Origin of the sequence: Streptomyces sp. HD, from assembly GCF_028369295.1 — a bacterium.
Taxonomy (GTDB): Bacteria; Actinomycetota; Actinomycetes; order Streptomycetales; family Streptomycetaceae; genus Streptomyces.
This window is the reverse complement of record NZ_JAQMYP010000037.1, coordinates 81,855-106,509: the sequence shown is the minus strand read 5'-3', so window position 1 is coordinate 106,509 and position 24,655 is coordinate 81,855. Positions and strand designations below refer to the sequence as shown.

The following is a 24,655-nucleotide window of genomic DNA, read 5'->3' as shown; positions in this document are numbered from 1 at the left end:
CGGCCCCGAGGCCTCGCCGACACACCCGGACGCCGCTGCCGCCGTGGCGGCTCCGGCGGTTCACGCGGGTGCCGTGGTCGTCGAGAGCCCGGCCGTGTCCGCGGACACCGTCGCGTCCGAGGCGGTTCCGAAGGCACGTGCGGGTGTGGATGCGGGTGAGGCGGCACCGGCGGTGTGCGTGATCGGGGCCGGCGCCCCGGCCCTTGCGGGTGTGGCCGCCGTCGATTCCTCGGCGGTGGGTACGGGTGTGGATGCGGGTGAGGCGGCACCGGCGGTGTGCGTGATCGGGGCCGGCGCCCCGGCCCTTGCGGGTGTGGCCGCCGTCGATTCCTCCGCGGTGGGTACGGGTGTGGATGCGGGCGAGGCCGCTCCTGCAGGGTGCGTGATCGCGTCCGGCGCCCCGGCCTTGACGGTCCGCACGGATGCCGCAGTCCCCGAAGCCACAGCCGTCGGGTCCTCCCGCGCCGGCGTCGTCGTGTCCGAGCCCCGCTCGGAAACGGCCACCCCCAAGTCCCCCGGCAACCGACTGCGTAACGTCCTGTCCCGCCTCAACACCCCTGCCGTCCGCACCCACCTGGGCACGGCCGTCGGGGTCGCCATCCTGGTGGTGCTGTTCTGGCGGCTCGGTACCGGTGTGTTCCTCGACGGGCTGCGGCGGATCGACGGGACGGCGTTGTGCGCGGCGCTCGGGATCGGGCTTGTCACCACCGTGTTCAGCGCGTGGCGCTGGCAGTTGGTGGCGCGCGCGCTGCGGATCCGGCTGCCGCTGCGGCCGGCCGTCGCCGACTACTACCGTGCCCTGTTCCTCAACGCGGCCCTGCCCGGCGGCGTCCTCGGCGATGTGCACCGGGCGGTGCGGCACGGGCAGAGCGCCGGTGACCTGGGCCGCGGGGTCCGCGCGGTCGTGCTGGAGCGGACGGCCGGCCAGGTCGCCCTCACCGCCGTCGGCGCCGGAGTCCTGCTGACCATGCCGTCCCCGGTGCTGAACCAGGCCCGGGACCTCACGCCCGTCCTGCTGTTCGCGGCGGTGGGCGCGCTCGCCGTCGTGGCCGCCGTGCGCATGAACCGGGCGCCCTCCCGCCGGGACCGGTCGAACCCGACGGCCCTGCGCACCACGCTCGCCGAGGCTCGGGAAGCCCTGCTGTCCCGCCGCAACGGGCCCGGCGTCGCCGTCTCCTCCGTCGTCGTCCTCGCCGGTCACATCGCGATGTTCGTGCTCGCCGCGAGGATCGCCGGCACCACCGCCTCCGTGGCCGTCCTGCTGCCGCTCGCCGTGCTCGCCCTGCTCGCCATGGGACTGCCCCTGAACATCGGCGGCTTCGGCCCCCGCGAGGGCGTCACCGCCTGGGCGTTCGGCGCCGTGGGCCTGGGCGCCGACATGGGGCTGGCCGTCGCCGTCGTGTACGGCGTGCTCAGCCTCGTGGCCGCCCTGCCCGGCGCCCTCGTCCTGGTCGCCCGCTGGTACACCGGGCTGCGCGCGGGTGCCGGATCCGCCCGCACCGTGGCGGACCCGGAACCCGGCGACTATTTTCGTGCGTCTCCCGTGTCCGCTACGGAATCGTCCGCGGAGGTCAGCAGTGACACATACGCGCCGAAGGAATCCGCGAGGCTCGCCAGCAGCCGCTTCCCCTTTTCCGCGGAACCCAGCGACGGACGGCCTATGACACCCGAATCGGTATAGCCGGACATACCGAGGGTCAGGAGATGACGGCGGTCGTCCGCCACGAAATCGGAAGTCTCATAACCGGGTCGGATCAATTCGGGATGAGTGTGCAGAAGGATGGAGGTCTCAATTTCCCCCGCGTGCATGTCGGTGAGCAGCGAGGTCTCTACCCCCGCCCGTTCCCGGGCGGCCTCCCAGTCCTCCGGGGCCGGGAACAGCGCCATTCGCTCGCCGCGCGCGGAGGACTCCTGAACGACATTGCCCAGTACGTAGTTTCCGCCGTGCCCGTTGACCAGCACCAGGACGTCGACGCCCGACCGGCGGAGCGAAGCCGCTATGTCCCGTATCACCGCATGAAGGGTCACCGAGGAGATGCTGACGGTCCCCGGCCAGGCCGCGTGCTCGTGCGAGCAGGAGATCGTCACCGGTGGAAGGAGGTGCACCGGGTGCACCGCTGCGATCTCGCGCGCGATTGCGCAGGCCACGAGCGTGTCGGTCGCCAGTGGAAGGAACGGACCGTGCTGCTCGAAGCTCCCGACGGGGAGGACCGCGACCTGTCGTGAGACGCCCGCGCCTCGGGCCCGTACGTCCTCGGTGGTGTCCGCCGGCACCAGCGAGTGCGCCGTCGGCCGCGTCTGCGAATCACTCATCTTTTTCCGGCCTTTCGTCTCTGCATAGGAACTGAAGAATCATGACAGAAAACGTTGGCGTACTCGGCAAGAAGTCCGCACAGCGGACGCAGCGTTCCGGCGTGGAACGCGTGGTGAATGCCCCGCTGCCCACCGTGTACGGGGAATTCCGGGCGATCGGTTACCTCGACCACGACCGCGGCGACGAACAAGTGGCCCTCGTCTACGGCGAGATCGGCACCGAGGGCGTGCTCACCCGGCTGCACTCCGAGTGCCTCACCGGCGACGCCTTCGGCTCCCAGCACTGCGAGTGCGGCGACCAGCTCGCCTCCGCGCTGCGCGCGGTCGTCGCCGAGGGCTCCGGCATAGTCGTCTATCTGCGGGGCCACGAGGGCCGCGGCATCGGCCTGCTCGCCAAGCTGCGCGCGATGGCCCTGCAGGCGGAGGGCCTGGACACCGTCGAGGCCAACCTCGCGCTCGGACTGCCGGTGGACGCCCGCGACTACGGCGTCGCCGCCGAGATGCTGCACGACCTGGGCGTGCAGAGCGTCCGCCTGATGTCCAACAACCCGCGCAAGCGCGAGGCACTGCTGCGGCACGGCATCCAGGTCGCCGAGACGGTTCCGCTGCTGATCCCGCCGTGCGAGAACAACATCACCTACCTGCGCACCAAGCGGGAACGCCTCGATCACCACCTGCCCCATCTGGACGCGGTCGCGCACCTGTCCTGATTGCCGCGAGGCTCGTCCGGACAGGAAGAGGGAATGACCGACGACGTCCTCTTCCTCTCCGGAGAACAGGTGACGGGCCTGCTGGGCCTGGACGCGGCGATCGCCTCGCAACGCGCGGCATTCACGGCGCTCGGCGCCGACGCGGCCGACCTGCCCGGGAAGATCATGCACCCGAGCCGCTTCGACGACAGTGTCGTCTTCGCGTATGTGTCCCGGCTGTCGGCGGACACCGGCGCCGTCGCGAAGATCGGCAGCGTCAACCCGGGCAACGCGGCGTCCGGCCTGCCCACGATCCACGCCGTCATCACCGTGCTCGACCCGGTGACGGGCCGCCTGGCCGCGGTCATGGACGGCACGGCGATCACGACGCTGCGCACGGCGGCCGCGAGCGCCGTCGCGATCGACGCCCTGGCCACCCCCGACAGCGCGGACCTCGCCCTCCTCGGCTCAGGCACCCAGGCCCTCGCCCACGCCCGGGCCGTCGCCCGGGTGCGCGAGGTGAAGTCCGTACGGCTGTGGAGTCCGACCGCGCGCAGACGTGCCAGGGCCGCGGAGCAGCTCACGGCCGAACTGGGCCTGACCGTCCGGCCGGCCGGCACCCCGCAGGAGGCCGTCACCGGGGCGTCGCTGGTCGCGGCCTGCACGCTCAGCACGACGCCCGTGGTGCGCGGGGAGTGGCTGGCGCCCGGGGCCACGGTGGTCAGCGTCGGGTCGTTCGAGCCCGGGCGCCGGGAGGTGGACGCGGATGTGCTGCTGCACGCGGCGAGCGTCGTCGTCGACGACCCGGTGACCGCGGCCGAGCACGCCGGGCCCGTGGTGGACGCCCTGCGCGAAGGGCTGCTGGCCCCCGAGGACCTGGTCGGGCTCGGCGCCGTCCTCACCGGGCAGAGCTTCCCGAGATCCGGACCCGGGGACATCGTCTACTACAACAGCGTCGGCCTCGGCATCCAGGACGCGGCCGCTGCATGGGCCGTGGTCGAGGCCGCCAGGAAGGTGGGCCCGTGAACACGCACGCGAACGTCGTCATCATCGGAGGCGGCGTGATGGGCACCAGCATCGCCTACCACCTCGCCCGCGCCGGCGTACGGGACGTCCTCCTCGTCGAGCGCGACGAACTGGCCTCCGGGTCCACCTCCAAGGCGGCCGGCGGAGTGCGCGCACAGTTCTCCGACGAGCTCAACATCCGGCTCGGGGCACGCAGTCTGGAGGCGTTCGGACGGTTCGAGGAGGAGACCGGGTACGACATCGGCCTGCACCGGGTCGGCTATCTGTTCCTGCTCTCGACCCCCGAGGACGTCGCCGGCTTCGAGGCGAGCGTCCGGCTGCAGAACTCCCTCGGCGTACCGAGCCGGATGATCGACCCCGCCGAGGCGCGGCGACTGTCCCCGCTGATCACCACCGACGGACTGCTGGCCGCCGCGTTCTCCCCGGACGACGGCCACTGCACCCCCGAAGCCGTCGTCCACGGCTACGCGTCCGCCGCCCGCGAGTACGGCGCGCGGATCTTACGGCACACCGACGTCACCGGCATCGAACTGCACGGCGACCGGATCACCGCCGTGACCACGACCATCGGCCGGATCACCACCGACACGGTGATCTGCGCGGCCGGCGCCTGGTCGCGGGCCGTCGGTGCGATGGCCGGCGTGGAACTGCCCGTGGTGCCGCTGCGCCGCCAGATCGCGGTCACCGAACCTGTCGAGGGACTGCCGCCGCACCTGCCCATGACCATCGACTTCACCACCAGCCTCTACTTCCACAGCGAGGGCCCCGGCCTCCTCCTCGGCATGTCCGACCCCGACGAACGGCCCGGCTTCGCCACCGACACCCACGACCGCTGGATCCCCCGCCTGGCCGCCGCCATGGAGCACCGCGCCCCCGCCCTGCTCGACCTGCGCCGCACGGGCGGCTGGGCGGGCCTGTACGAGATCACCCCGGACCACAACGCGCTGATCGGCGAGGCGACTTCCGTGTCCCGGTTCCTGTACGCGACCGGCTTCTCCGGCCACGGCTTTCTCCAGGGCCCGGCCGTCGGCGAGGTCGTCCGCGACCTGTACCTCGGCCGCGTACCCTTCGTGGACGTCAGCCCGCTCAGCGCCGGCCGGTTCGCGGCCGACGCCCCGCGCCCGGAGGCCAACCGCGTATGACCGAGCTCCATCTGTGGCTGCGCCACGAGGTCCGTTCCACCGAGCGACGCACACCGATCGTGCCGTTGGACGCACGACGGCTGGTCGAGAGCGGGGTGACACTGACCGTCGAGGAGTCCGCGCAGCGGATCTTCCCCGCCGAGGAGTACGAGGCGGTCGGCTGCCGCATCGCCCTGAGCGGCTCGTGGGTGTCGGCCCCGGCGGACACCGTCGTCCTCGGACTGAAGGAACTCCCCGACGATCCGGCCGAACTGACGCACCGCCACATCTACTTCGGGCATGCCTACAAGCAGCAGCCCGGCGCCAAGGACCTGCTCCACCGGTTCGCGGCCGGGGGAGGGGCGCTGCTCGACCTGGAGTACCTGGTGGACGACAGCGGCCGCCGCCTCGCCGCGTTCGGCTTCTGGGCCGGCTACCTGGGCGCCGCCCTGGCCGTCCTCCAGCACCGGGGCAGGCTCGTCGCACCGCTCACCCCCACCTCGAAGGACGAACTGGACGCCCTCCTCCAACCGGCCCCGGGGGAACCGGAGTTCACCGCGCTGGTGATCGGCGCCCTGGGCCGCAGCGGTCGCGGCGCGCGCCTCGCGCTGCTGACCGCCGGGGTCGAGGCGACACCCTGGGACCTCGAAGAGACCCGCGACCTGGACCGCCCCGTCCTCCTCGCGCACGACGTGGTCGTGAACGCCGTCCTCGCCACAACGCCCGTCCCGCCCTTCCTCCGCGAGCAGGACCTGAACGACCCCGCCCGGGCGCTCCGCACCCTGTGCGACGTCACCGTCGACGTCGGTTCCCCGCTGAACGTCCTCCCGATCTACGACCGCACCACCGACTGGACCGCCCCCGTCCGCCGACTGCGCGAAGACCCCCCGCTCGACCTGATCGCCATCGACAACCTCCCCTCACTGCTGCCCCGCGAGTCCAGCACCGACTTCTCCTCGGCGCTCCTGCCCCAGCTGCTGGAATTCGAGACGGGCGGCCCGTGGGGGCGCTGCATCGACCGGTTCCGCCAGGCCTCCCGTGAACTCGACATCGCAGAAGGGGAGTTCCACCATGACTGACAGCCCGGCACGGGTTCCCGCGTCCGGCACCGTCCACTGGGTCGGCGCCGGACTCTCCACCGGCAGCGGCCTGGCCCGGCTGTGCGGCGCGGCCGACCGGGTACGGCTGTGGCACCGCACCGAGAGCCGAGCCGCCGAGGCCCTGCAACGGCTGGGGCTCACCGCACGCGCCGAGCCCCGCGCGTTCACGCTTCCCGCGCTCACGGCCGAACTGGCGCCCGGCGACATCGTCGTATCGATGCTGCCCGCGCCCGAGCACGCCGGGATCCTGGCGGCCTGCGTCCGGCGGGAGGCCCACTTCGCCTGCTCCAGCTATGTGTCGGACGCGGTGCTCGACCAGGTGCCCGCGGCCGCCGCGGCCGGGCTCGTCGTCCTCACCGAGGCCGGCCTGGACCCGGGCATCGACCACCTCTTCGCCCACAGTCTGGTCGGCCGCGCCAGGGAGGCCGTGGGCGACGACGCAGCGGCCTCGTACAGCCTGACGTCCTACTGCGGCGGTGTCCCCGCCGTTCCGAACGACTTCAGGTACCGCTTCAGCTGGGCCCCTGCCGGGGTCCTCAACGCCCTGCGGGCACCGGCGCGTTACCTGCAGGACGGTGCCGAGACCGTCGCCGAGCGGCCGTGGGAGGTGACCCGGCGGCATGTCGTCGACGGGGAGACCTTCGAGGTGTACCCCAACCGTGACAGCGTTCCGTTCGTCGAGCAGTACGGGCTGCCGCCTGCCTGGAAGACGCAGACCTTCGTGCGCGGCACCCTGCGCCTGGAGGGCTGGCTGCGCGCCTGGGACGCCGTCTTCGAGGAGCTGAAGGCCGGTGACGACGCCCGAATCGCCGCCCTGGCGGGGAAGTTGGCGGCCGCCCACCCCACCACGGACGCCGACCGCGACCGCGTCGTCCTCGTCGTGTCGCTGGACGTGCGCGGTGCGGAAGGGCGGAGCTGGTCCGGCGGCTACCTCCTCGACCTGGTGGGCGACGAGGAGGAGAGCGCGATGGCCCGCTGTGTGTCCCGCCCTCTCGCCCTCGGCGTGCGTCACATCCTGGACGGCTCCCTGCCGGCGGGCCTGAACCGCGCCGCCGAGACCGCGGCCCGCTCGGAGGAGTGGCTGCGCGAACTGGCGCTGGAGGGAGTGGAGTTCAGCCTGCGCGTGGACCAGTAGACCGCCGCACGGCCTCAGTCCTGCACCGTCAGTCCTCGGTCACGGCCTCGTGCACGAGCCGCTTCAGGTCCTGGAACATCGTGTGCGAGGTCCGCGGCCGTACCTGCGTCATGAACTGCACTGTCAGATCACGGCTCGGGTCGACCCAGAACGTGGTGGTCGCGACCCCGCTCCAGCCGTAGGTCCCGAGGCCGGCCGGAGCTTTCGTACGGGTCGGGTCGATCACCACGGAGACTCCGAGGCCGAAGCCGAGACCGTCGTTGCCGGACTCGTCATGCGCGGGGCGGCTGCCGAAGGTACGCAGGTCGACGCCGCCCGGGAGCTGGTTGGACGTCATCAGGTCCACGGTCCGCGGCGACAGCAGACGGACGCCGTCGAGCTCGCCCCGGCGTCGCAGCAGCTCCATGAAGCGGTGGACGTCGTGTGCGGATGCCGCCAACCCGCCGCTGCCGGACAGGAAGCGGGGCCGGCCCCGCAGCGGGAGCCCCGGGATCGGCTCGATGCCGCCGTCCTCGGTCTCGCCGTACATCTCGGCCAGCTTGCCCAGCAGTTCGTCGCGCACGAAGAGCCCGGCGTCGGTCATCCCGAGCGGCCCGAAGAGCCGCTCGGCGAAGAACTCGTCCAGCGGCTGCCCGGACACGACCTCGATGATCCGGCCCAGGACGTTGCTGGCGACCGAGTAGTTCCACTGTGTGCCTGGCTCGAACTGCAGCGGCAGGCTCGCGTACACGCCGACCGTCTCGGCGAGGTCGGAGCCCGGCAGCACCGCCGACTCCAGGTTGGCGTCGCGGTACAGGGCGTCGACGGGATGCGTGTGGTAGAAGGCGAACGTCAGCCCGGCGGTGTGTGTCATCAGGTGCCGGACGGTTATCGGGCCGTGGGCGGGGCGGGTCACCGTGTCGGCGCCGGATCCGCTGACGTACACCCGGGGCTCGGCGAAGGCGGGCAGATGGCGGCCGACCGGGTCGTCGAGCGACAGCTTGCCCTCCTCCACCAGCAGCAGCGCGGCGACCGAGGTGACCGGCTTGGTCATGGAGTAGAGCCGCCACAGCGTGTCCGCCTCGACGGGCAGCCCGGCCGCGCGGTCGCGGTGGCCGTGCGCGGTGAGGTGGGCGACGCGTCCACCGCGGGCGACGGACACCAGGTAGCCGGGCAGTCGCCCCTCGTCGACGTAGTGGGCGAAGTGCTGGTCGAGGCGGTCCAGCGCCTTCGCGTCCAGCCCGACCTCACCCGGCTCGACCTCTTGTGTCAGCAGTGCCATCGCTCTCCTCCGAATGCGTACGACGAGGATGCGCTCCGGCCTACCCCGCCGGAACGGCCTCTGACCTCATCGTCCCGCAGGAACACGTGTACGGTCCTTCGATTGCCCATGATCGTCCGTGGCGGCGGTATGCGGTCCCGGGAGGGCACGGCCCGGCACCGCACCGGCCAGCGCCACGGCTGCGAGGGCGGTCATCGGCAGTCCGGGACCGCCGCCCGTCCCCGTGAGCGCGGTCGCGACGGCCACTCCCAGCACGGGCCCCACGTTCATCGCGGTCTGCTGCAGCCCGCCCGCCACCCCGGCCGACTCGACCGCGGCCTCCCGTACGACGACATGGGTCGCCGCCACCATCACCGTGCCGAACCCGGCCCCCACCAGCGCGAACGCCGCGCACAGGGCAGGGGTGGCCGAGGCGAGGGACAGGGCGTGGATGCCCAGTGCGAGAAGTGCCATCGCCACCACGGTCGTACGGCGGGCACCGGCCCGGCGCAGCAGTACCGGGCACGAGGCCGCCGCGAGCACCATCAGCAGGGCCAGCGGCAGACTGACGAGGGCCATCTGGAAGGGGTTCATGCCGAGCGCGTCCTGCAACAGGAACGTGCCGACGAACAGGGCGCCGGACAGCGCCGCCGACGCGGCCACCAGCATGCCGAGCGCCGAGCCGACCACGGCCGAGCCGATGACGTCGGGCGGCAGCAGAGGGCTCGCGGTACGGCGCTCGTGCCGGACGAGGACGGCACCGGTGACCGCGGCGGTCGCGGCCGTCAGGGCCCACCCCGGCAGGGCGACGAGGGCGTGGACCAGACAGGCCAAGGTCACCGCGAGCAGGACGGCGCCGGGCAGGTCGAGGCGGGCGGGGGAGGTGTCGCGAGGGGGTCGTACGGCGAGGGCGAGCAGGCCGAAGACGACGGCGGGGACGACGTTCAGCAGAAACACGGCCCGCCACCCCGGCCCCGCCACCAGCGCACCGCCCATGACCGGCCCGGCAGCGGCGGCCACCCCGATCGCGGCGGTCCGTACGGCGATCGGCGCCCGCAGCCGGTCGGGCGGGAACGCGGCCCGCAGCATCCCGAGCGTGGCCGGTTGCAGCAGCGCCCCGAACACCCCCTGCACGATCCGCAGCGCGATCACCCAGCCGACGCCGGGCGCCAGCGCGACACCCGCCGACGCGGCCCCGAAGCCGAGCATGCCGATGCCGAAGACCCGGTGGTGCCCGTACCGGTCGCCGAGCCGCCCGGCGAACACCAACAGGCCGGCCACCGCGATGAGATAGCCGGTGCTGGTCCACTGGACCTGGGCGAAGGAGGCGCCGAGATCGCGTTGCAGGGTCGGCTGCGCGACGGTGAGCACGGTCCCGTCCAGCGCGACGAGCACGGCCCCGGCGATACTGCTCGCGAGGGTGAGCCGAGGATTCACTCGCCCTCCGGCCCGAGGTGCGCGTCCAGGACGGACCGCAGCACAGGTACGAAGTCGTCGGCGCCCGTGGCGAGTTGAAGACTGCCCCAGCCCCACAGCTGGGCGACTCCGTGCAGGTTGGCCCACAGCGCACCCGCGACGAGTCGGGCGTCGGCGTCGGGGCGAGCCCGGCCGACGAGGTCCACGAGCCGGCCGAAGAGGGGGAGGCTGGTGTCCCGCAGTCCCAAGTGACCGCTCTCCAGCAGATCGTGACGGAACATCAGCTCATACATGCCGCGGTAGCCGAGTGCGAACTCCAGATAGACGCGCCCCAGCACGGTCAGTTGCGCCCGTGGAGTCGCCGTACCGTCGCCGACGGCGGCCGTCGCCCGGCGGGCGAGATCCTCGAAGCCGCGGCGCGCGATGGCCGACAGCAGCTCCAGGTGGGTGGGGAAGTAGCGGCGCGGGGCGCCGTGCGAGACACCTGCCCGACGGGCGATCTCCCGCAGGGTGAGGGCCTGGGCGCCCTCCCGGGTCACGAGATCCACACCGACGTCGACCAGTCGGGCCCGCAGCCCTGGTTCGGATTCCTGCACAGAAGGCATAGACGCTGTCTACCATGATCGAGTAGACACTGTCTACTGAGCTTGCCGGGGAGGAGGGAAGGCAGGGGACTGCGGGGGAATGCACGGGCCGCTCGTCAGGGTTGATCCAGATATGACTGAGGACGCCACCCAGAACGCACTGCTCGCGCTGCTCTCCGAGGGCCACGGCGGGGTGCTGGTCACCCTCAAGCGCGACGGCCGGCCGCAGCTGTCGAACGTCGGTCACGCCTACTACCCCGACGAGCGGATCATCCGCGTCTCGATCACCGACGACCGCGCCAAGACCCGCAACCTGCGCCGCGACCCCAGGGCGTCGTACCACGTCACGAGCGCCGACCGCTGGGCATACACCGTCGCCGAGGGCACGGCCGACCTCTCGCCGGTAGCGAAGGACCCGTACGACGCCACGGTCGAGGAACTCGTCCGGCTCTACCGGGACGTCCTGGGCGAGCATCCCGACTGGGCGGACTTCCGGACGGCGATGGTCCGCGACGGCAGGCTGGTGCTGCGGTTGCGGGTGGAGCGGGTGTACGGGATTCCGAAGGGCGGCAACCGCTGATCCACGTCACCTCCCGTGCCCGCCGCCAGGGTTGATCCACTGCCGATGGTGCGGACGGTGCGCAGACACGGGCGGGAGCAGACCGTGCCCGGCAGCGCGAGCGGTTCGAGGCGGGCGGGGCCGTCGGGCTCGGGGATGCCGATCAGGTTGTCGGCGCCCGCTTCGCGCGTGCCGGCCGCCCCTGAATCCGGCCGGTACGCGCGAAGCGCCCCTCCTTGGCTAGCGCAGCGCCCGCAGCGCCTCATCGGCGCCCTCGGCGCGCAGGTTCACGAAGGCGGGCGTGACGGACAGCGGGGTCGGGTACGACCTGAGGGTCGCCGGGCCCTTGATCGTCGTACCGCGGTTGACGTCGTACCACGTGCCGGGCGGCAGGTGGATGTCCCGTGACGGCGAGGACGTGAGATTGGGTGCCGCCAGCACCGCCGGGCCGAGCATCCACTGGTCGTCGATCGTGTAACCCGCCCTGTCCTGAGGGAAGTCGAAGAACAGCGGGCGCACGATCGGATCCCCGGTCCTGAGCGTGTCGCGCACCTGGTCCCAGATGTAGGGCGCCAGCCGTTCGTGGCGGGCCGTCGCCGCCCGGTACAGGGCGACGGTCTCGTCGTCGTAGTCGACCTTCTGGCCGGTCGTCGGGTCGATCGTGTCCACGGGGGACGTGGAGGCGTACATCAGCGGCATGTACGACGCCGACTGCGCCCAGCGCACCAGTACCTCCTTCGTCGGCGCGGGCTGGCCGAGGGAGCCGCCGATCATGTCGGTCTCGATGAACGGGTAGCCGATGGTGGACAGGGCGAGGTTCTGGGTGACGGACGCCTTGAGGGAGTTCCAGCCGGTGCCCTTGTCGATCTGCCGGATGACGAAGCCCGACTCGTGCGCGGGCCTGCCCCAGTGCACGCGGATGCCGGCGCCCTGGAGGTCGTAGGCGTCGGCGAGTTCGGAGCCGAGGCGCTGGTAGTCGGTGCGGGTGTTGCCGTCGCGTCCGGCGCAGTGGTCGTCGAAGAAGCGGGTGTCGAACTTCAGGCCGTCGACCCGGTAGGTGTCCATCAGCTTCCGCAGATTGCTCCGGTACCAGGCCTTCGCCTCGGGGTTGGCCAGGTCGACGATGCCCGCCGTGCCGTTCCACCAGGTGACCGTGCAGGGCTTGGCGGGGTCGGCGGCGTCCCGCAGCAGATAGTCGTGGTCGGCCGCGTACCGGTAGTTGGCGGAGTCCAGGTTGATCCACAGGGTGACCCAGAGGCCGAAGTCGTAGCCGAGGTCGTGGATCCGGTCGGACATGGCCCTGGGGTCCGGGTAGGCCTTCGGGTCGAAGGTCATGTTGCCGTAGTTCGACTCCCACTTGTCGTCGAGCTGGACGGTGTGGCCGTCAAGTCCGTTGTCGTGCAGGTCGGTCGCGTAGTCCAGGATCTTGCCCTGGTCGACCTTCGTGTAGAACTGCGCCCAGGAGTTCCACAGCGGCTTGGCGTACTGCTCGTAGGTCGCGTCGCTCTGGCGCGGCCTGCCGACGACGCCGATGTAGTCGCGGTAGACGGCACGCGGGGTCGACTCGACGAAGACCGTCGCCCTGTACGTCGCCCCCGACTCGACCGTGAAGCGGCCGAGCCCGTCGCCGCCCGCGTTGAGGGACACGTCCATGGTGTCGCCGGTGTCGATGTACAGGCCGGCAGAACTCGCCGTGAACCAGAACGGGTCGACCATCTGGTACGACGCCGCGCTGAAGTCCTCCTGGTCGACCCGCCCAGCGTCCAGCGGCCAGGGCTGGTCGGTGTACGGGCCGCCGGCGGGGGTGGCGGTCTCGCCGTGGCCGTACCAGTGGCCGGCGGAGGAGAGGTCGTAGGTCAGGCCGAGTTCGGTGGCCTTGACGCCCTTGACGTCCCATTCGAGCAGGTAGCGGTCGGAGGCGGGTGTCAGGCGGGCCTCGACGTGTGCGCCCGGGAGGGTCGTGTCCGCGGTCAGGGTGAGTACACCGTTCTGCCAGCGCCAGTCGGTGAGCCGTGTGGCGTGCTGCCAGGTGCCGCCGCTGTGGAAGCGGAGGGCTTCGGAGCCGGTGGTCAGTACCGTGCGGTCCGATCTTCGGGTGGTCAGGGCCAGTTGGCCGTCGGTGCGCACGGAGACCGAGTAGCCGCGGGAGCTGAGGGTCACCGCGTCGCGCGACTCCGAGACCCTGGTGTGCGACTCCGGTGCGGGGGTGCCGAGGGCGGTCGCCGGCAGGAGGGCCGCCGTGAGTGTGGCGGCCAGCAGAGAGCCGAACTTGCGGGAAGGGATGCGCACCACTCACGTCCTTCTGCGAGAGACGGGAGAACCATGGGGTCGTGGGGTCGCTGTGCCGCAGTACTGTTCTTTTGTGCTCGTCGCGGCCGATGTTCTTGCGTGAAACGTCACCTGTCAACGGGGCGTGGGTGCCCTGCGCGGGTCCGTGAGCCGGGGTGGTTGTCAGTGGTGGGCAGTACGGTCCTGGTATGGCAGCCGTATTCGATCTCACGCTTGACTGCGCGGACGCACAGCGCCTCGCCACATTCTGGAAGACGGCCCTCGGGTATGTCGACGAACCGCCGCCCCCGCCCTTCGCGACGCGCGAGGAGTGGCTCGCGCAGTTCGATCTGCCCGAGGACGACTCCGCGGACGACGGAGCCTGGCTCTGCGATCCTGACGGCGTCGGCCCCCGTCTGTCCATACTGAAGGTGCCCGAGCCGAAGACGGCCAAGAACCGGCTCCACATCGACATCCGGGTGCCGGGCCACGGCAGCCCCGACGAGCGGTGGGCCCGCATCCGCGCCGAGTCCGAGCGGCTGGTGAAAGCGGGTGCCGGCCTCTTGGCGCAGTTCGACGGTCACCACATCGTGATGGCCGACCCGGAAGGCAACGAGTTCTGCGTGGGCGCGGCATCGGCGTGACGGGCAGCGCGCCGCGCTTGCCGTCGCCCGGGAGACGGGCCTAGCCTCCGCCCGTGATCAATGGGGCACATGTGGTGATCCACACGCGCGACGCCCAGGCGGACCGCGCTTTCTTCCGGGACGTCCTCGGCTGGCCGCACGTCGACGCCGGACACGGTTGGCTCATCTTCGGGGCACCGCCGACAGAGGTCGCGTGCCATCCGGCGGAGGGTGAGCCGGGGCACGAACTGATGCTGATGTGCGACGACCTCGACACGACGACCGCGGAGCTCACCGGCAAGGGCGTGGAATTCACCCGGCCGGTGCAGGAAGCCGCCTGGGGCAGGGTGACCGGCTTCCTGTTGCCGGGCGGCGGCGAGGTCAGCCTGTACGAGCCGCGGCATCCGCGACCGTAGCGGCGGATCCGGCGTTCGATGCGCCGGTCGCCTCCTTCACCCAGGTTTCCAGGCACATCACGAACTCGGTCGCCCGGTCGGCCCAGTTGAGGTGGGCCAGGGCCGCTTCCCAGCCCCGCGTGGCCGCGCGCAGACGCATCTCCGGGTCGGCGCGCAGACGCCGTACGGCCTCCGCCGCCGTGGCCGGGTCGCCGTACGGCACGACGAGGCCGCAGCCGTAGCGCTCGACCAGGCCGGCCGCGAGCGGGGTGGGCGTGGTGACGAGGGGAACGCCGTGGGCCATGTACTCCACGGCCTTCGTCGGCCGCGAATGGCGGTAGTTGGGCTGGTCATGGAGGAGGGAGAGGCCGGCCAGGGCGCCGGAGAGCAGGGCGAGGGCGCGGTCGTTGGGCAGATAGCCGTGCCAGCGCAGTACGCCGTCCCGGTCGGCCTCGGTGAGCGCGCCCCGCACCTCGGGGTCCGCCGCGCCGATCACCTCGACGTGGATGTCCGGTGCCAGCAGCCGTGCCGTCTCGATGAGTTCCAGCGCGCCCCGCGCCCGGGAGAGGTGCCCGAGGTAGACGACCCGGTCGTCGCCCGGCGGCTCGGGCCGGTCCGGCGGCACCGTGGTGAGGTTCGTGACGACGGGGTGCGGGCGGCGGAAGCGCTGCTGGTAGGCGTCCTCGGCGAGCAGCAGCCGCAGATGCCGCTCCGCCAGCCGTTCCGCCGCCCGCACGGCAAGGCGAAGCGGCGGCCGGAGCGGCCTCGGCAGCCAGCGCTTCATCACCAGTGCGGCCGCCGTGTCCTCGTGCACGTCCCACACGGTGACCGGAACCCGCCCGCCGCGCCGCCAACGGCGCAGTGTGCCGGGCAGGGCGAGCAGCAACTCCGGGTCGTGCAGCAGGACGACGTCCGCCTGAGGCCCGCGCTCGGCGAGCAGGCTACGGGCCGCGCGCAGTGCCGTCCGGCGGTCCCGGCCGGCGGCCCGGGGCAGGTCGACGCCCTCGACGTACCGCCGTGGTGTCACCTCGCGGGACGCGAACGGCGCGGCGTACACGACCCGGTGCCCGCGTTCCCGCAGCGCGGCGATCTCCCGGTGCAGGATCCGGGCGTCCTCGGGGTGATGGACGACGGTGACGACGAGTATCCGCATCAGAGCACGCACCTTTCGACTGCCCCGAGTACGACGGCCTCACATGGGCGCGGACCTACAACACCTCGACGTCGGGCCGGAAGATCCGACCACGTGTGTCGAACAGCAGCCGGGCCGCGTCGCCGAGGGCCGGCAGGTCGTAGGCCGAGTGGTCCTGGAGCAGGATCGTCAGGTCGTGCTCGCGCGCGGCCTGCGTGACGTCGTCGACGCGCGGGACGCCCGCACCGTCCACAGACCACAGCCGCACATGCGGATCGTGGAAGGAGACCTCGGCCTCCCGCTCCCGCAGCAGCCGCGCCACCGGCACCGCGGGCGACTCCCGCTGGTCCGCCACGTCCGGCTTGTAGGTGACCCCGAGCAGCAGCACCCGGGAGCCGTGCAACGGCCGGCCGGCGGTGTTGAGGAGGTCCTGGGCGCGGCGCACGACGTACTCCGGCATCCGGCGGTTGATCTCCTGGGCGAGTTCGACGAACCGGAACTCGTAGCCGAGGGACGAACGCACCTTGTACGACAGGTAGTTGGGGTCGATGGGTATGCAGTGCCCGCCGACGCCGGGACTGGGCCGGAACGCCTGGAAGCCGAACGGCTTGGTGCCGGCGCAGCGGATCGCGTCCCACAGGTCGACACGCAACTCGTGGCTGATCACCGCCAGTTCGTTGACCAGGGCGATGTTCACATGCCGGTAGGTGTTCTCCAGCAGCTTGGCCATCTCGGCCTCGCGGGTGCCCTTCGCCTGCACGACGGTGTCGACGAGCTTGCCGTAGAAGGCCGCCGCACGCGCCGCGCACGACGGGGTGCAGCCGCCGACCACCTTGGGTGTGGTGCGCAGGCCGTGTGTGGTGTTGCCCGGGTCGATGCGCTCCGGTGAGAAGGCGAGCGCGAAGTCCGAGCCGACCTTGAACCCGGACTCCTCCAGGAGCGGCCGCACGACCTCCTCCGTGGTGCCCGGATAGGTGGTCGACTCCAGTACGACGAGCTGCCCGGGCCGCAGTCGGCCCGCCACCGTGCGCACGGCGGACCTCACCGCGCTCAGATCGGGCCCGCCGTCCTCGCTGAGCGGGGTCGGCACACAGATCACCACCGTCTGCGCGCGGGCCAGACAGGCGTCGTCCGTGCAGGCCGCGAAGCCTGCCGTCAGCATCCGGCGGACGTCCTCGTCGGAGACGTCGTCGACATGGGAGTGCCCGGTGTTGAGCGCCTCCACGATCCTGGGGTCACGGTCCAGCCCGACGACCCTGAGGCCGATCGACGCCGCCTCGCGTGCGAGCGGCAGTCCGACGTATCCCAGCCCGATCACCGCGAGTTCCACGTGATCGGGCCGTTCTGCTTCTCCGAGGGGTTCTCCGAGCGGTTCGCTCGCTTCCCCGAGCGGTTCGGTCTGGTCGTCCTGCATAGGGACTCACCCCGCCTCAAGGCATCCAAGGGCGCCGTACGCCTCACGAGTGGTGGCGGCGACCCGCTTCCAGGTGCGGTCACGCGCGACCATCGCGCGGGCGGCTGCTCCCCACTCTGTCCGCCGCTTTTGACTGTAAATGAGCGATTCAAGTTCATCAGCCCAGGATTTTGGCGATTTGTTGGGAATTAGTCGTCCGTTAACCTCCGGTTCGACCAGTTCTCGTAGCGCGGTGAGATCGCTCGCGGCCACGGGTACGCCGCTCGCCATCGCCTCCACCGGCTTCAGCGGGGTCACCAGCCGGCAGACGCGCTCGTCGGTGCGCGGCACCGCGAACACGTCCAACACCGCGTAGTAGTCCCGGACTTGGTTGTGCGGCACCCGCCCGGTGAACAGTACGACCCCGTCGTCCAGGCCCAGCCGGCCGGCCAGCGCCTCAAGGGCGGGGCGCTCGGGCCCGTCCCCGACGATCAGCAACCGCAGCGGAACACCACGCCGACGCAGCTCTTCACCCGCATGGAGCAATGTGCCGATCCCCTCGTGCGGAGTGAGGCTGCCGACCGTGCCGACGACGAACTCGTCCGGCGCGATCCCGAGCCGGTCCCGCACGGGCGCCCCGTCCGGCAGCGGGGCCAGGAAGGCGTCGTCCACGGCGTTCGGCACGATGAGCACCCGCTCCTCGGGCACCCCGCGCGCCACGATCTCGCCCTTCATCGCCTCACCCAGCGTCAGCACCAGATCGGCCTCGCGCATGCAGTGCGTCTCCAGTTCGCGCCGGACCCGGTACGTCTCGTCCTCCCGGCTACGACCCGGCGCCTGGGTCAGCCAGGTCTCCTCCAGGAAGCCCCGCACCTCGTAGACCACCGGCAGCCCGTACGTCTCCCGCAGGGCCAGCGCCACGCGCCCGTTGCCGTGGTCGGTCGCGGCATGCAGTACGGCGGGACGCAGCCGCTCCACCAGCCGCGCGGCCAGTTCGGCGTTGCGCGCCAGTGCCGGGGCCTGTCCGTACGGCAGCCGGAACGGCAGCAGCCGGTGCTGTGGCACCCCGGCCACCTGCTGCGACGGGCGGGCGTCCAGCACCCCCTGCGTCACGGGAAAGCCGATCCGGGTCACGACATGCGGGTCCAGTCCCGCCGCCGACTGCGCCTCGGCCAGCTTCTGCGTGCGCACGGTGTAGCCGGCATGCCGGAACGGCAGCCCGTTGGTGACCAGATGGAGCACCCGGCCCGGCACGGGACGGAACGGCCGCCCGACCGGCGCGGGCACCCGGACGGCGGAGGGCGTGGCGACCGGCCCCGCGGCACGCGCCCGCCCGGCAAGCCGCAGTTCGAGCGGCCGCAACCCACGCCGGGCACGCTCCGGCAGCAGGCGTACGGCGAGCAGGGCGGCTCGCAGGGGGTCCTGGCGCAGCTCGCCAAGGGCGACGGAGACAGCCAGACTGAGGGCAAGAGGAACATTCTGTGACATATCGCCAAGGTAAGTCGCCCCGCCGACAACGGCCCACCAACCCCGAACGCCGGGCAACGGCCCACCAACAGCCACTGTCCCGACGACACCGGCCGCGAGGGAGCCGAAGGGGCGAGCAGGTGTTGAGAGGTCAAGCGCGCGGAGGCCCGAAGGGCCGAGCACGGTCGGTCTCTCAACACCGGCATGTAGCGCCCCGTAGGCGACCGAGCCAGGAGAATGGTCCATGAACGGCTGCGTACTCCACGTCGTAGGCACCCGCCCCAACTTCGTCAAGGCCGCACCGGTCGTCAGCGCCCTCGCCGCGGCAGGCTGCGACCAGGTGCTCGTCCACACCGGCCAGCATTACGACGCCCGGATGTCGGACGTCTTCTTCCGGCAACTCGGCCTGCCCGAACCCGACACCGACCTGAGCGTGGGCTCCGGCACCCACGCCCGCCAGACCGCCGACCTCCTGATGGCCCTGGAGGCCGAACTGACCGCCCGCGCCCCCGCCCTGGTCACGGTGTACGGCGATGTGAACTCAACGCTGGCCGCGGCCCTCGTCGCCGCCAAACTGGGTGTCCCGGTGGCACATGTCGAGGCGGGGCTGCGCAGCTTCGACATGGCCATGCCGGAGGAGGTGAACCGGCGTCTGGTCGACCAGCTGGCGGAGCTGCTGTTCGTCACGAGCCCCGAGGCCGTCGGGCATCTCGCCCGTGAGGGGATCGCCGCCGAGCGGACGCACTTCGTCGGGAACCCGATGATCGACACCCTGCTCACCCATATGGAGCACTTCGACCCGGCGGCCGCCCGCGCGGCCCACCGGCTCCCCGAGCGCTACGGCGTCGTCACCCTGCACCGGCCCGCCAACGTCGACGACCCGGAGGCCGCCGCGGCCGCCGCCCGTGCCCTGGCCGAGGCCGCCCGCCATCTCGACCTGGTCGTACCGCTGCACCCGCGTGGCAGGCAGGCGCTGCGGGCGGCGGGGCTCGCGGACGCACCGGGCGTCCATCTGCTCGATCCGCTCGGCTACGTCGAGTTCATGAGCCTCGTGCGCGGGGCCGCCGCGGTGATCACCGACTCGGGCGGCGTCCAGGAGGAGACGACCGTGCTGGGCGTCCCGTGTCTGACCCTGCGTACGACGACCGAACGCCCGGTCACGGTCACCCATGGCACCAACAGGCTCGTCACGCACGGGGAGTTGGTGCCCGCTCTGCGTAAGGTGCTGGAGGGCGGAGGAGCACCGCACACGGAGGGGCCGCCCCTGTGGGACGGCCGGGCGGGCGGCCGGATCGCCCACGTCATCACGGGGTGGCTGGAGCGCCATGGCTGAGGACACGCGCACGTACGCCGACAGCACCGGTACGTATGCCGACAGCACCGGCACGTACGCCGACAGCACCGGTACGTATGCCAACAGCACCCGCACGTACTGGGACACCCGCCACGCCGACCACGACGAGCTCGCCTCCGGCGCGCACCTCGGGCTGGACCGTACCGCCAACGAGATCTTCTACGCCCGGCGACTGGGCACGCTGCTCTCCCTCATCGGCGACCTGTCCAGCCCGGCCGCCCCGTTGTTCGTGCTGGACGCAGGCTGCGGCAAGGGGTACTTCGCCCGGGCTCTGGCCCGCTGCGGGCATCGGGTCGACGCCTTCGACACCAGCCCGCACGCGATCGAGCACGCCCGCGCCGAGGGCGGCGGTCCGCGCTGTGCCGTCGCCGCTCTCGACGAGTGGCGCAGTCCCTGGCCGTACGACATCGTTGTCTGCGTGGACGTCCTGTTCCATGTGCCCGACGACGAGGAGTGGCGGGCCGCACTGCGCAACCTGGCCTCCCTGGTCCGGGTCGCCGGCCGCCTGATCGTCACCGACGTCGCGACCCAGGTCCCGACCGACCACGCCCCCGGCCACGCCCCCGACGAGGTCGCCGCCGAGCCCCTGAACCGCGACGCCCTCGTCGTGTACCGCCCGATCGCCGCCTACCGTGCCGAACTGGAGCCGCTGGGGTTGCGGCACATCCTCTCCAGCCCGTACGGCTTCCGGGAGGACCGGGTCGGCTTCCACGTCTTCACGAGGACCCGCTGATGCGTCTGACCGACCTGCTCCATCCGCACCTCGACGGCGTCACGACGGTGGTGGACACGACCCGGGGCCGCCTCCGTCTGGAGCCGTATCTGCATCTGCCGCCCGGCGTCACCCTGCGTGACGAAGGCGAGGGCGACGAACAGCCCGTCGTCGAGGGGGAGCTGGCGCTTCTCTCCTACGGCCCCGACGCCGGGCTGCACGGCGGTGAGGACGACTGTCGTGCCGTACTGGCGCGGCTGAGGCCCGGTGCGCGCGGGCTGATCGTGTTCGGTCACCGTGGCTCCGAGCTCCCCTATCACCGGCTCCTCGACGACCTGGTCGCCCACCGCTGCCAGGTTCTGCGCGCGGCGCCTCTCGACTATGTCCAGCTGCACGCGGGCGCGGTCATCGCGCGCACCGACGAACTGCTGCCGCCGCACGACTTCTTCGGCCGGCCGGTCCCGTCCGACGGTCACGCCACGGCGCTGCGGATCGCCGACGAGTACGTCTTCGCCGACCTCGCCTCCCGGTCCCTGCGCGCGCGGGTGCTGGATCTGGAAGCGAGCGTCGAGGAGGCGGAGCGGACCCGGGCCGCCGCCGGGCAGGACGGGCTCGCCGACCGGCTCGCCGCCGCCGTACGGGAGAAGGAGCAGGTCACCGCGGCGCTGCGGTCGGCGCGGGAGCGGGTGGAGGTGCTCCAGGCGCGGGTGCGCATGCTGGAGGGATCGACGTCGCTCAGGGTGGGGAAGGCGCTGGTGGCGGCGGCGCGGTCGCCGAAGCGGCGGGCGGCGCGGCTGCCGGGGGAGCTGTACGGGCTGTGGCGCGGCCGGCGTCGGTCCGCCGGGCAGGTGTCCGGCGGGGCGGCGAAGCCTCAGGCCGAGCCGGACGCGCCCGTCAACGACCGCTTCCACCTCGCCCATCGGGCCCTGACCTCGGTGCCCCGTGACCGCCTCGTCGTCGCCGGAGTGCTCACCACCGCCACCGCCGAGGACTTCGCCGCCGAGGTGGTCGTCAACCGGCTGCTGCCGCACGACGGGCGACTGCTCCTGCAACGCACCGACCCCGACGTGCTCCTCGTACAGCTGAGCGCCTGCACGGGCGACGGCCCCTGGTGGCTCACGGGCACCGGGCTGGCCCCCGACCTGGACCGAACTCTGGCCGAACTGCTCGCCGAGGCAAGGGTGTTGGGCCGGTCGGCCGTACTGTGGCGGGACGCTCCCGCCTCCGCCGCACCCGGGCTGGCCCGGTTCGCCTGGGACGCCGTCGTCGACGCCGACACCGGCGTACGGCTCGCCCGGCTCGACCCGGCGACCGAGGGCCGGGAACGGCTGCGCGAGGTGTTCCGGGAGGACAGCACCCGGGTACGACTGGGGCGGCTGGCGAAGCTGTCCGGCGCTCCTGATCCGCTGGACGAGCGGCGCGTCGCGGTGCTGGCCGCGCCCCGGGACCGTACCGAGGTCGCCCGGCTCGTCGGCCAGGTGCTCGGCCAGCTGCACCGCCCGGCCGAGGTCGTCGTGCCCGACCCGGCGGGGCTCGACGAACTCGCCGCCGCCGGGGTGACCGTACGGCAGGGGCAGCCCCTGGCACCCTGGGTCGCCGACTGGACGGACCTCACCGAGGACCGGCCCGACACCCTGCTGCTGGACCTGATGTGCGCCCAGGAGTACTCCGGCGCCGACGCCGTGGGCCACACACCGGCCGCCGACGACTACGTCTTCGTACCGTCGCTGCGCCCCCTGCTGACGCGCCGGGCGCTGCACATGTCCGGTACGGCGCCGGACAGTTGGGCCGGCCGGGGGCACCGTCTGTTCGCCGTGCGCGGGAAGGAGCCGTCATGAGCCGTACGCTGCGGGCCCTCGTCTACGGCGACGTCGACCTCAACCTCATCGACGGCTCCGCCGTGTGGGCCCAGTCGACGGTGCAGGCCCTGTCGCGGGCGGGCTGCGAGAGCCGACTCGTCCTCAAGTCCCCCGTCCGCACCGGCCGGTTGACCGATCCGCTGGCCGAGCTGTCCGGAGTCACCCTGGTGCGCCCGCACGAGGAGCGGTGGCTGCCGGGTCTGGCCGACCGGCCGATGTCGCCGGTGCAGGCGGCACAGGTGCTCACCCGGCTCGACGAGGACGACCCCTGCGATCTGCTGGTGCTGCGCGGCCGGCGACTGGTCTCGCGAGTGGTCGCCGACGGCACCTTCGACGGGCGGATCTGGGCCTATCTCACCGACATCCCGCAGTCGGCCGCCGAGATGACCGAGTCGGCCCGCGCGGAACTCACCCGGATCGCCGAGGCGTCGCACCGACTCCTGTGCCAGACCGAGGAGTTGCGCTGCTTCCTGGAGACCTGGGTGCCCGAGGCCTGCGGCAAGTGTGTGCTCAGTCCGCCCGCCGTGCCCGAGCCGGACTTCGAAATGCCCGACCGGGACGGACCGCACGACCCGCTGCGGCTCGTCTACACCGGCAAGTTCGCGCCCCGCTGGAACACCCTGCCCATGACCCGGCTGCCGCAGCTGCTCGCCGAACGGGGCATCCCCGCCGAACTGCACACCGTCGGCGACAAGATCCACGACGACGCGTCCCACCCCGACTTCCGGGCGGACATGGCGCGGGCCCTGGCCGGCTCGCCCGGCGTCCACCACCACGGCGGACAGCCCCGTGCGGAGGCCATGCGCATCGCCGCCGACTGCGACCTGGGCCTCGGCTGGCGGGACCCGGTGCTCGACTCCAGCCTCGAACTGTCCACCAAGGTGCTGGAGTTCGGGGCGCTGAACCTGCCCGTGGTCCTCAACCGCACCCCGGCACACGAGGCGCTGCTGGGCACCGACTATCCGCTGTTCGTGCCCGGACGCGCCGGACTCGACGACGCCGTCGAAGCCGTGGCGCGGGCCGTGCGTGAGCCGGAAGCGCGGCGCCTCGCGGCCGACCGCTGCCGCGCCGCCGCCCGCCAGTACACCCTGGACGGAGCGGCCGCCCGCTGGCGCACCCACCTCGACCGGGCCTTCCCCGCCGCACCCGTCGAGGTGATGAGGCGTCAGCGGCCGCTGCGCGTGGGCGTCGCCGGGCACGACCTGAAGTTCCTCACCCGGCTGCTCGACCACTTCCGCTCGACTCCCGGCCTCGACGTACGGGTCGACGCATGGCCCGCGCTCGCCCGCCACGACCCGGACGCGAGTCGTGAACTCGCCGACTGGGCGGACGTGGTGGTCGTCGAATGGTGCGGCCCCGCCGCCGTCTGGTACAGCCGTCACAAGCGGCGCGGCAGCCGGCTCGTCGTACGGCTGCACCGTTTCGAGCTGGACGCCCCGTGGCCCCGCCAGGTCGACATCGACGCCGTCGACCGGGTGGTGTGCGTCAGCCCCTACTACGCCCGCCGCACCCGGGAGCACACCGGCTGGCCCGCCTCGAAGATCGTCGTCGTCCCCAACTGGGTCGACACCGACCAGCTCGACCGCCCCAAGGCACCGGGCGCCGAGCACCGCCTCGGCATGATCGGCATCGCGCCCAGCCGTAAACGCCTCGACCTCGGTCTCGACGTCCTGGAGGCGCTGCGCGCCCACGACCCGCGCTGGCATCTGTCGGTCAAGTCCAAGCCGCCGTGGGAGTACTGGTGGATCTGGAACAAGCCCGAGGAGCGCGCCCACTACGAAGCCGTGCTGCGCCGGATGCAGACCTCACCACTGCTCGAAGGGGCCGTCGTCTTCGACTCGTTCGGGCCGGACGTGGCGGGCTGGCTGCGGCGGGTCGGGCATGTGCTGTCCACCAGCGACGACGAGAGCTTCCACCTCGCGCCCGCCGAGGGCATGGCCTCCGGCGCCGTACCCTCGCTGCTGCCGTGGCCCGGCGCGGACGAGATCTACGACCGGCGGTGGATCCATGACAGCCCCGGGGCGATGGCGGAGGCGATCGCCTCGCTGGCGGAGGACGACTGGCGCTCCGCCGGTGACCTGGCCCGCACCCAGGTTCGGGAGGGCTTCTCGCTGGACCGGGTCGCCGAGACCTGGACGGAGCTGCTGAGCGCTCCGCCGGAAGCGCAGTGATTCACCTGCGGGCCGGTGGGGGCTGGTCGCGCCCACGCGGCGGAGCCGCATATTGATACAGCCCCACGCCCCTTGAGGGGCGCGACACCGCGGTGGGC

20 protein-coding genes and 1 pseudogene are annotated in these 24,655 nt (G+C 72.2%); 13 read left to right on the top strand and 8 right to left on the bottom strand.

The annotated features are described in order from the left end of the window. Positions 1-43: 43 nt before the first annotated feature. Positions 44-1,378: pseudogene (locus POF73_RS46065) on the top strand (lysylphosphatidylglycerol synthase domain-containing protein); the annotation flags it as partial. 146 nt (positions 1,379-1,524) lie between these two features. Here POF73_RS46065 and POF73_RS30970 read toward each other — a convergent pair. Continuing rightward, the gene (locus POF73_RS30970; RefSeq protein WP_334313631.1) at positions 1,525-2,313 is read right to left on the bottom strand and encodes a creatininase family protein; all 789 of its coding nucleotides are present in this window, start codon (positions 2,311-2,313) and stop codon (positions 1,525-1,527) included. Between the two features lie 41 nt (positions 2,314-2,354). On the opposite strand from POF73_RS30970, the gene ribA reads away from it, so the two are divergent. Genes ribA through POF73_RS30945 form a run of 5 tightly spaced genes read left to right on the top strand, consistent with a single transcriptional unit; the run spans position 2,355 to position 7,384 of the window. Next, positions 2,355-3,023 (top strand): GTP cyclohydrolase II, encoded by a 669-nt coding sequence (gene ribA, locus POF73_RS30965; RefSeq protein ID WP_272122106.1) that lies wholly within the window; start codon positions 2,355-2,357, stop codon positions 3,021-3,023. A 33-nt stretch (positions 3,024-3,056) separates the two neighbouring features. Continuing rightward, positions 3,057-4,028 carry an ornithine cyclodeaminase family protein gene (locus POF73_RS30960; RefSeq protein WP_272122104.1) on the top strand — a complete coding sequence of 324 codons (972 nt, stop codon included), beginning with the start codon at positions 3,057-3,059 and terminating at the stop codon, positions 4,026-4,028. After that, positions 4,025-5,170 carry an NAD(P)/FAD-dependent oxidoreductase gene (locus tag POF73_RS30955; RefSeq protein WP_272122102.1) on the top strand — a complete coding sequence of 382 codons (1,146 nt, stop codon included), beginning with the start codon at positions 4,025-4,027 and terminating at the stop codon, positions 5,168-5,170. The genes POF73_RS30960 and POF73_RS30955 overlap by 4 nt, the downstream gene beginning before the upstream one ends. Then, positions 5,167-6,228, top strand: coding sequence for a saccharopine dehydrogenase (locus POF73_RS30950; RefSeq protein WP_272122100.1), 1,062 nt, complete (start codon positions 5,167-5,169; stop codon positions 6,226-6,228). Before POF73_RS30955 ends, POF73_RS30950 begins: the two co-directional genes overlap by 4 nt. After that, positions 6,221-7,384 (top strand): saccharopine dehydrogenase family protein, encoded by a 1,164-nt coding sequence (locus POF73_RS30945; protein WP_272122098.1) that lies wholly within the window; start codon positions 6,221-6,223, stop codon positions 7,382-7,384. The genes POF73_RS30950 and POF73_RS30945 overlap by 8 nt, the downstream gene beginning before the upstream one ends. A 28-nt stretch (positions 7,385-7,412) precedes the next feature. Here POF73_RS30945 and POF73_RS30940 read toward each other — a convergent pair whose 3' ends face one another. The 3 genes from POF73_RS30940 to POF73_RS30930 all read right to left on the bottom strand — a co-directional run bounded on the left by POF73_RS30940 (position 7,413) and on the right by POF73_RS30930 (position 10,645). Then, positions 7,413-8,645, bottom strand: a complete 1,233-nt coding sequence (locus tag POF73_RS30940; protein WP_272122096.1) for a serine hydrolase domain-containing protein — start codon at positions 8,643-8,645, stop codon at positions 7,413-7,415. Positions 8,646-8,711: 66 nt separating this feature from the next. Next, on the bottom strand, positions 8,712-10,061 hold the full coding sequence (locus POF73_RS30935; protein ID WP_272122094.1) for an MFS transporter: 1,350 nt from the start codon (positions 10,059-10,061) through the stop codon (positions 8,712-8,714). Then, positions 10,058-10,645, bottom strand: coding sequence for a TetR/AcrR family transcriptional regulator (locus POF73_RS30930; protein WP_272122092.1), 588 nt, complete (start codon positions 10,643-10,645; stop codon positions 10,058-10,060). The genes POF73_RS30935 and POF73_RS30930 overlap by 4 nt, the downstream gene beginning before the upstream one ends. A 112-nt stretch (positions 10,646-10,757) precedes the next feature. On the opposite strand from POF73_RS30930, the gene POF73_RS30925 reads away from it, so the two are divergent. Further along, a complete protein-coding gene (locus tag POF73_RS30925) occupies positions 10,758-11,204 on the top strand; it encodes a PPOX class F420-dependent oxidoreductase (protein ID WP_272122090.1) in 447 nt (148 codons plus the stop codon). Between the two features lie 219 nt (positions 11,205-11,423). Here POF73_RS30925 and POF73_RS30920 read toward each other — a convergent pair whose 3' ends face one another. Next, positions 11,424-13,472, bottom strand: coding sequence for a glycoside hydrolase family 31 protein (locus tag POF73_RS30920; protein ID WP_272122088.1), 2,049 nt, complete (start codon positions 13,470-13,472; stop codon positions 11,424-11,426). 188 nt (positions 13,473-13,660) lie between these two features. Between POF73_RS30920 and POF73_RS30915 the strand changes: the two genes are divergently transcribed. Continuing rightward, positions 13,661-14,095 carry a VOC family protein gene (locus POF73_RS30915; protein WP_272122086.1) on the top strand — a complete coding sequence of 145 codons (435 nt, stop codon included), beginning with the start codon at positions 13,661-13,663 and terminating at the stop codon, positions 14,093-14,095. A gap of 53 nt (positions 14,096-14,148) precedes the next feature. Further along, positions 14,149-14,490 (top strand): VOC family protein, encoded by a 342-nt coding sequence (locus POF73_RS30910; RefSeq protein ID WP_272122084.1) that lies wholly within the window; start codon positions 14,149-14,151, stop codon positions 14,488-14,490. On the opposite strand, the gene POF73_RS30905 is transcribed toward POF73_RS30910, so the two are convergent. The 3 genes from POF73_RS30905 to POF73_RS30895 are packed head-to-tail and all read right to left on the bottom strand — an operon-like array spanning position 14,456 to position 18,482. Continuing rightward, on the bottom strand, positions 14,456-15,622 hold the full coding sequence (locus POF73_RS30905; RefSeq protein ID WP_272122082.1) for a glycosyltransferase family protein: 1,167 nt from the start codon (positions 15,620-15,622) through the stop codon (positions 14,456-14,458). The two genes, POF73_RS30910 and POF73_RS30905, sit on opposite strands and share 35 nt — an antisense overlap. 55 nt (positions 15,623-15,677) lie before the next feature. Further along, the gene (locus POF73_RS30900) at positions 15,678-17,015 is read right to left on the bottom strand and encodes a nucleotide sugar dehydrogenase (protein ID WP_272122080.1); all 1,338 of its coding nucleotides are present in this window, start codon (positions 17,013-17,015) and stop codon (positions 15,678-15,680) included. Positions 17,016-17,021: 6 nt separating this feature from the next. Continuing rightward, positions 17,022-18,482 (bottom strand): glycosyltransferase family 4 protein, encoded by a 1,461-nt coding sequence (locus tag POF73_RS30895; protein WP_272122078.1) that lies wholly within the window; start codon positions 18,480-18,482, stop codon positions 17,022-17,024. A gap of 223 nt (positions 18,483-18,705) precedes the next feature. On the opposite strand from POF73_RS30895, the gene wecB reads away from it, so the two are divergent. The 4 genes from wecB to POF73_RS30875 are packed head-to-tail and all read left to right on the top strand — an operon-like array spanning position 18,706 to position 24,557. Further along, complete coding sequence (gene wecB, locus POF73_RS30890; protein ID WP_272122076.1) at positions 18,706-19,794, top strand: non-hydrolyzing UDP-N-acetylglucosamine 2-epimerase; 1,089 nt, start codon at positions 18,706-18,708, stop codon at positions 19,792-19,794. Next, on the top strand, positions 19,787-20,548 hold the full coding sequence (locus POF73_RS30885; protein WP_272122074.1) for a class I SAM-dependent methyltransferase: 762 nt from the start codon (positions 19,787-19,789) through the stop codon (positions 20,546-20,548). Before wecB ends, POF73_RS30885 begins: the two co-directional genes overlap by 8 nt. Continuing rightward, positions 20,548-22,365 carry a hypothetical protein gene (locus POF73_RS30880; protein WP_272122072.1) on the top strand — a complete coding sequence of 606 codons (1,818 nt, stop codon included), beginning with the start codon at positions 20,548-20,550 and terminating at the stop codon, positions 22,363-22,365. Before POF73_RS30885 ends, POF73_RS30880 begins: the two co-directional genes overlap by 1 nt. Beyond that, positions 22,362-24,557 carry a glycosyltransferase gene (locus POF73_RS30875; RefSeq protein WP_272122070.1) on the top strand — a complete coding sequence of 732 codons (2,196 nt, stop codon included), beginning with the start codon at positions 22,362-22,364 and terminating at the stop codon, positions 24,555-24,557. Before POF73_RS30880 ends, POF73_RS30875 begins: the two co-directional genes overlap by 4 nt. Positions 24,558-24,655: the final 98 nt, after the last annotated feature.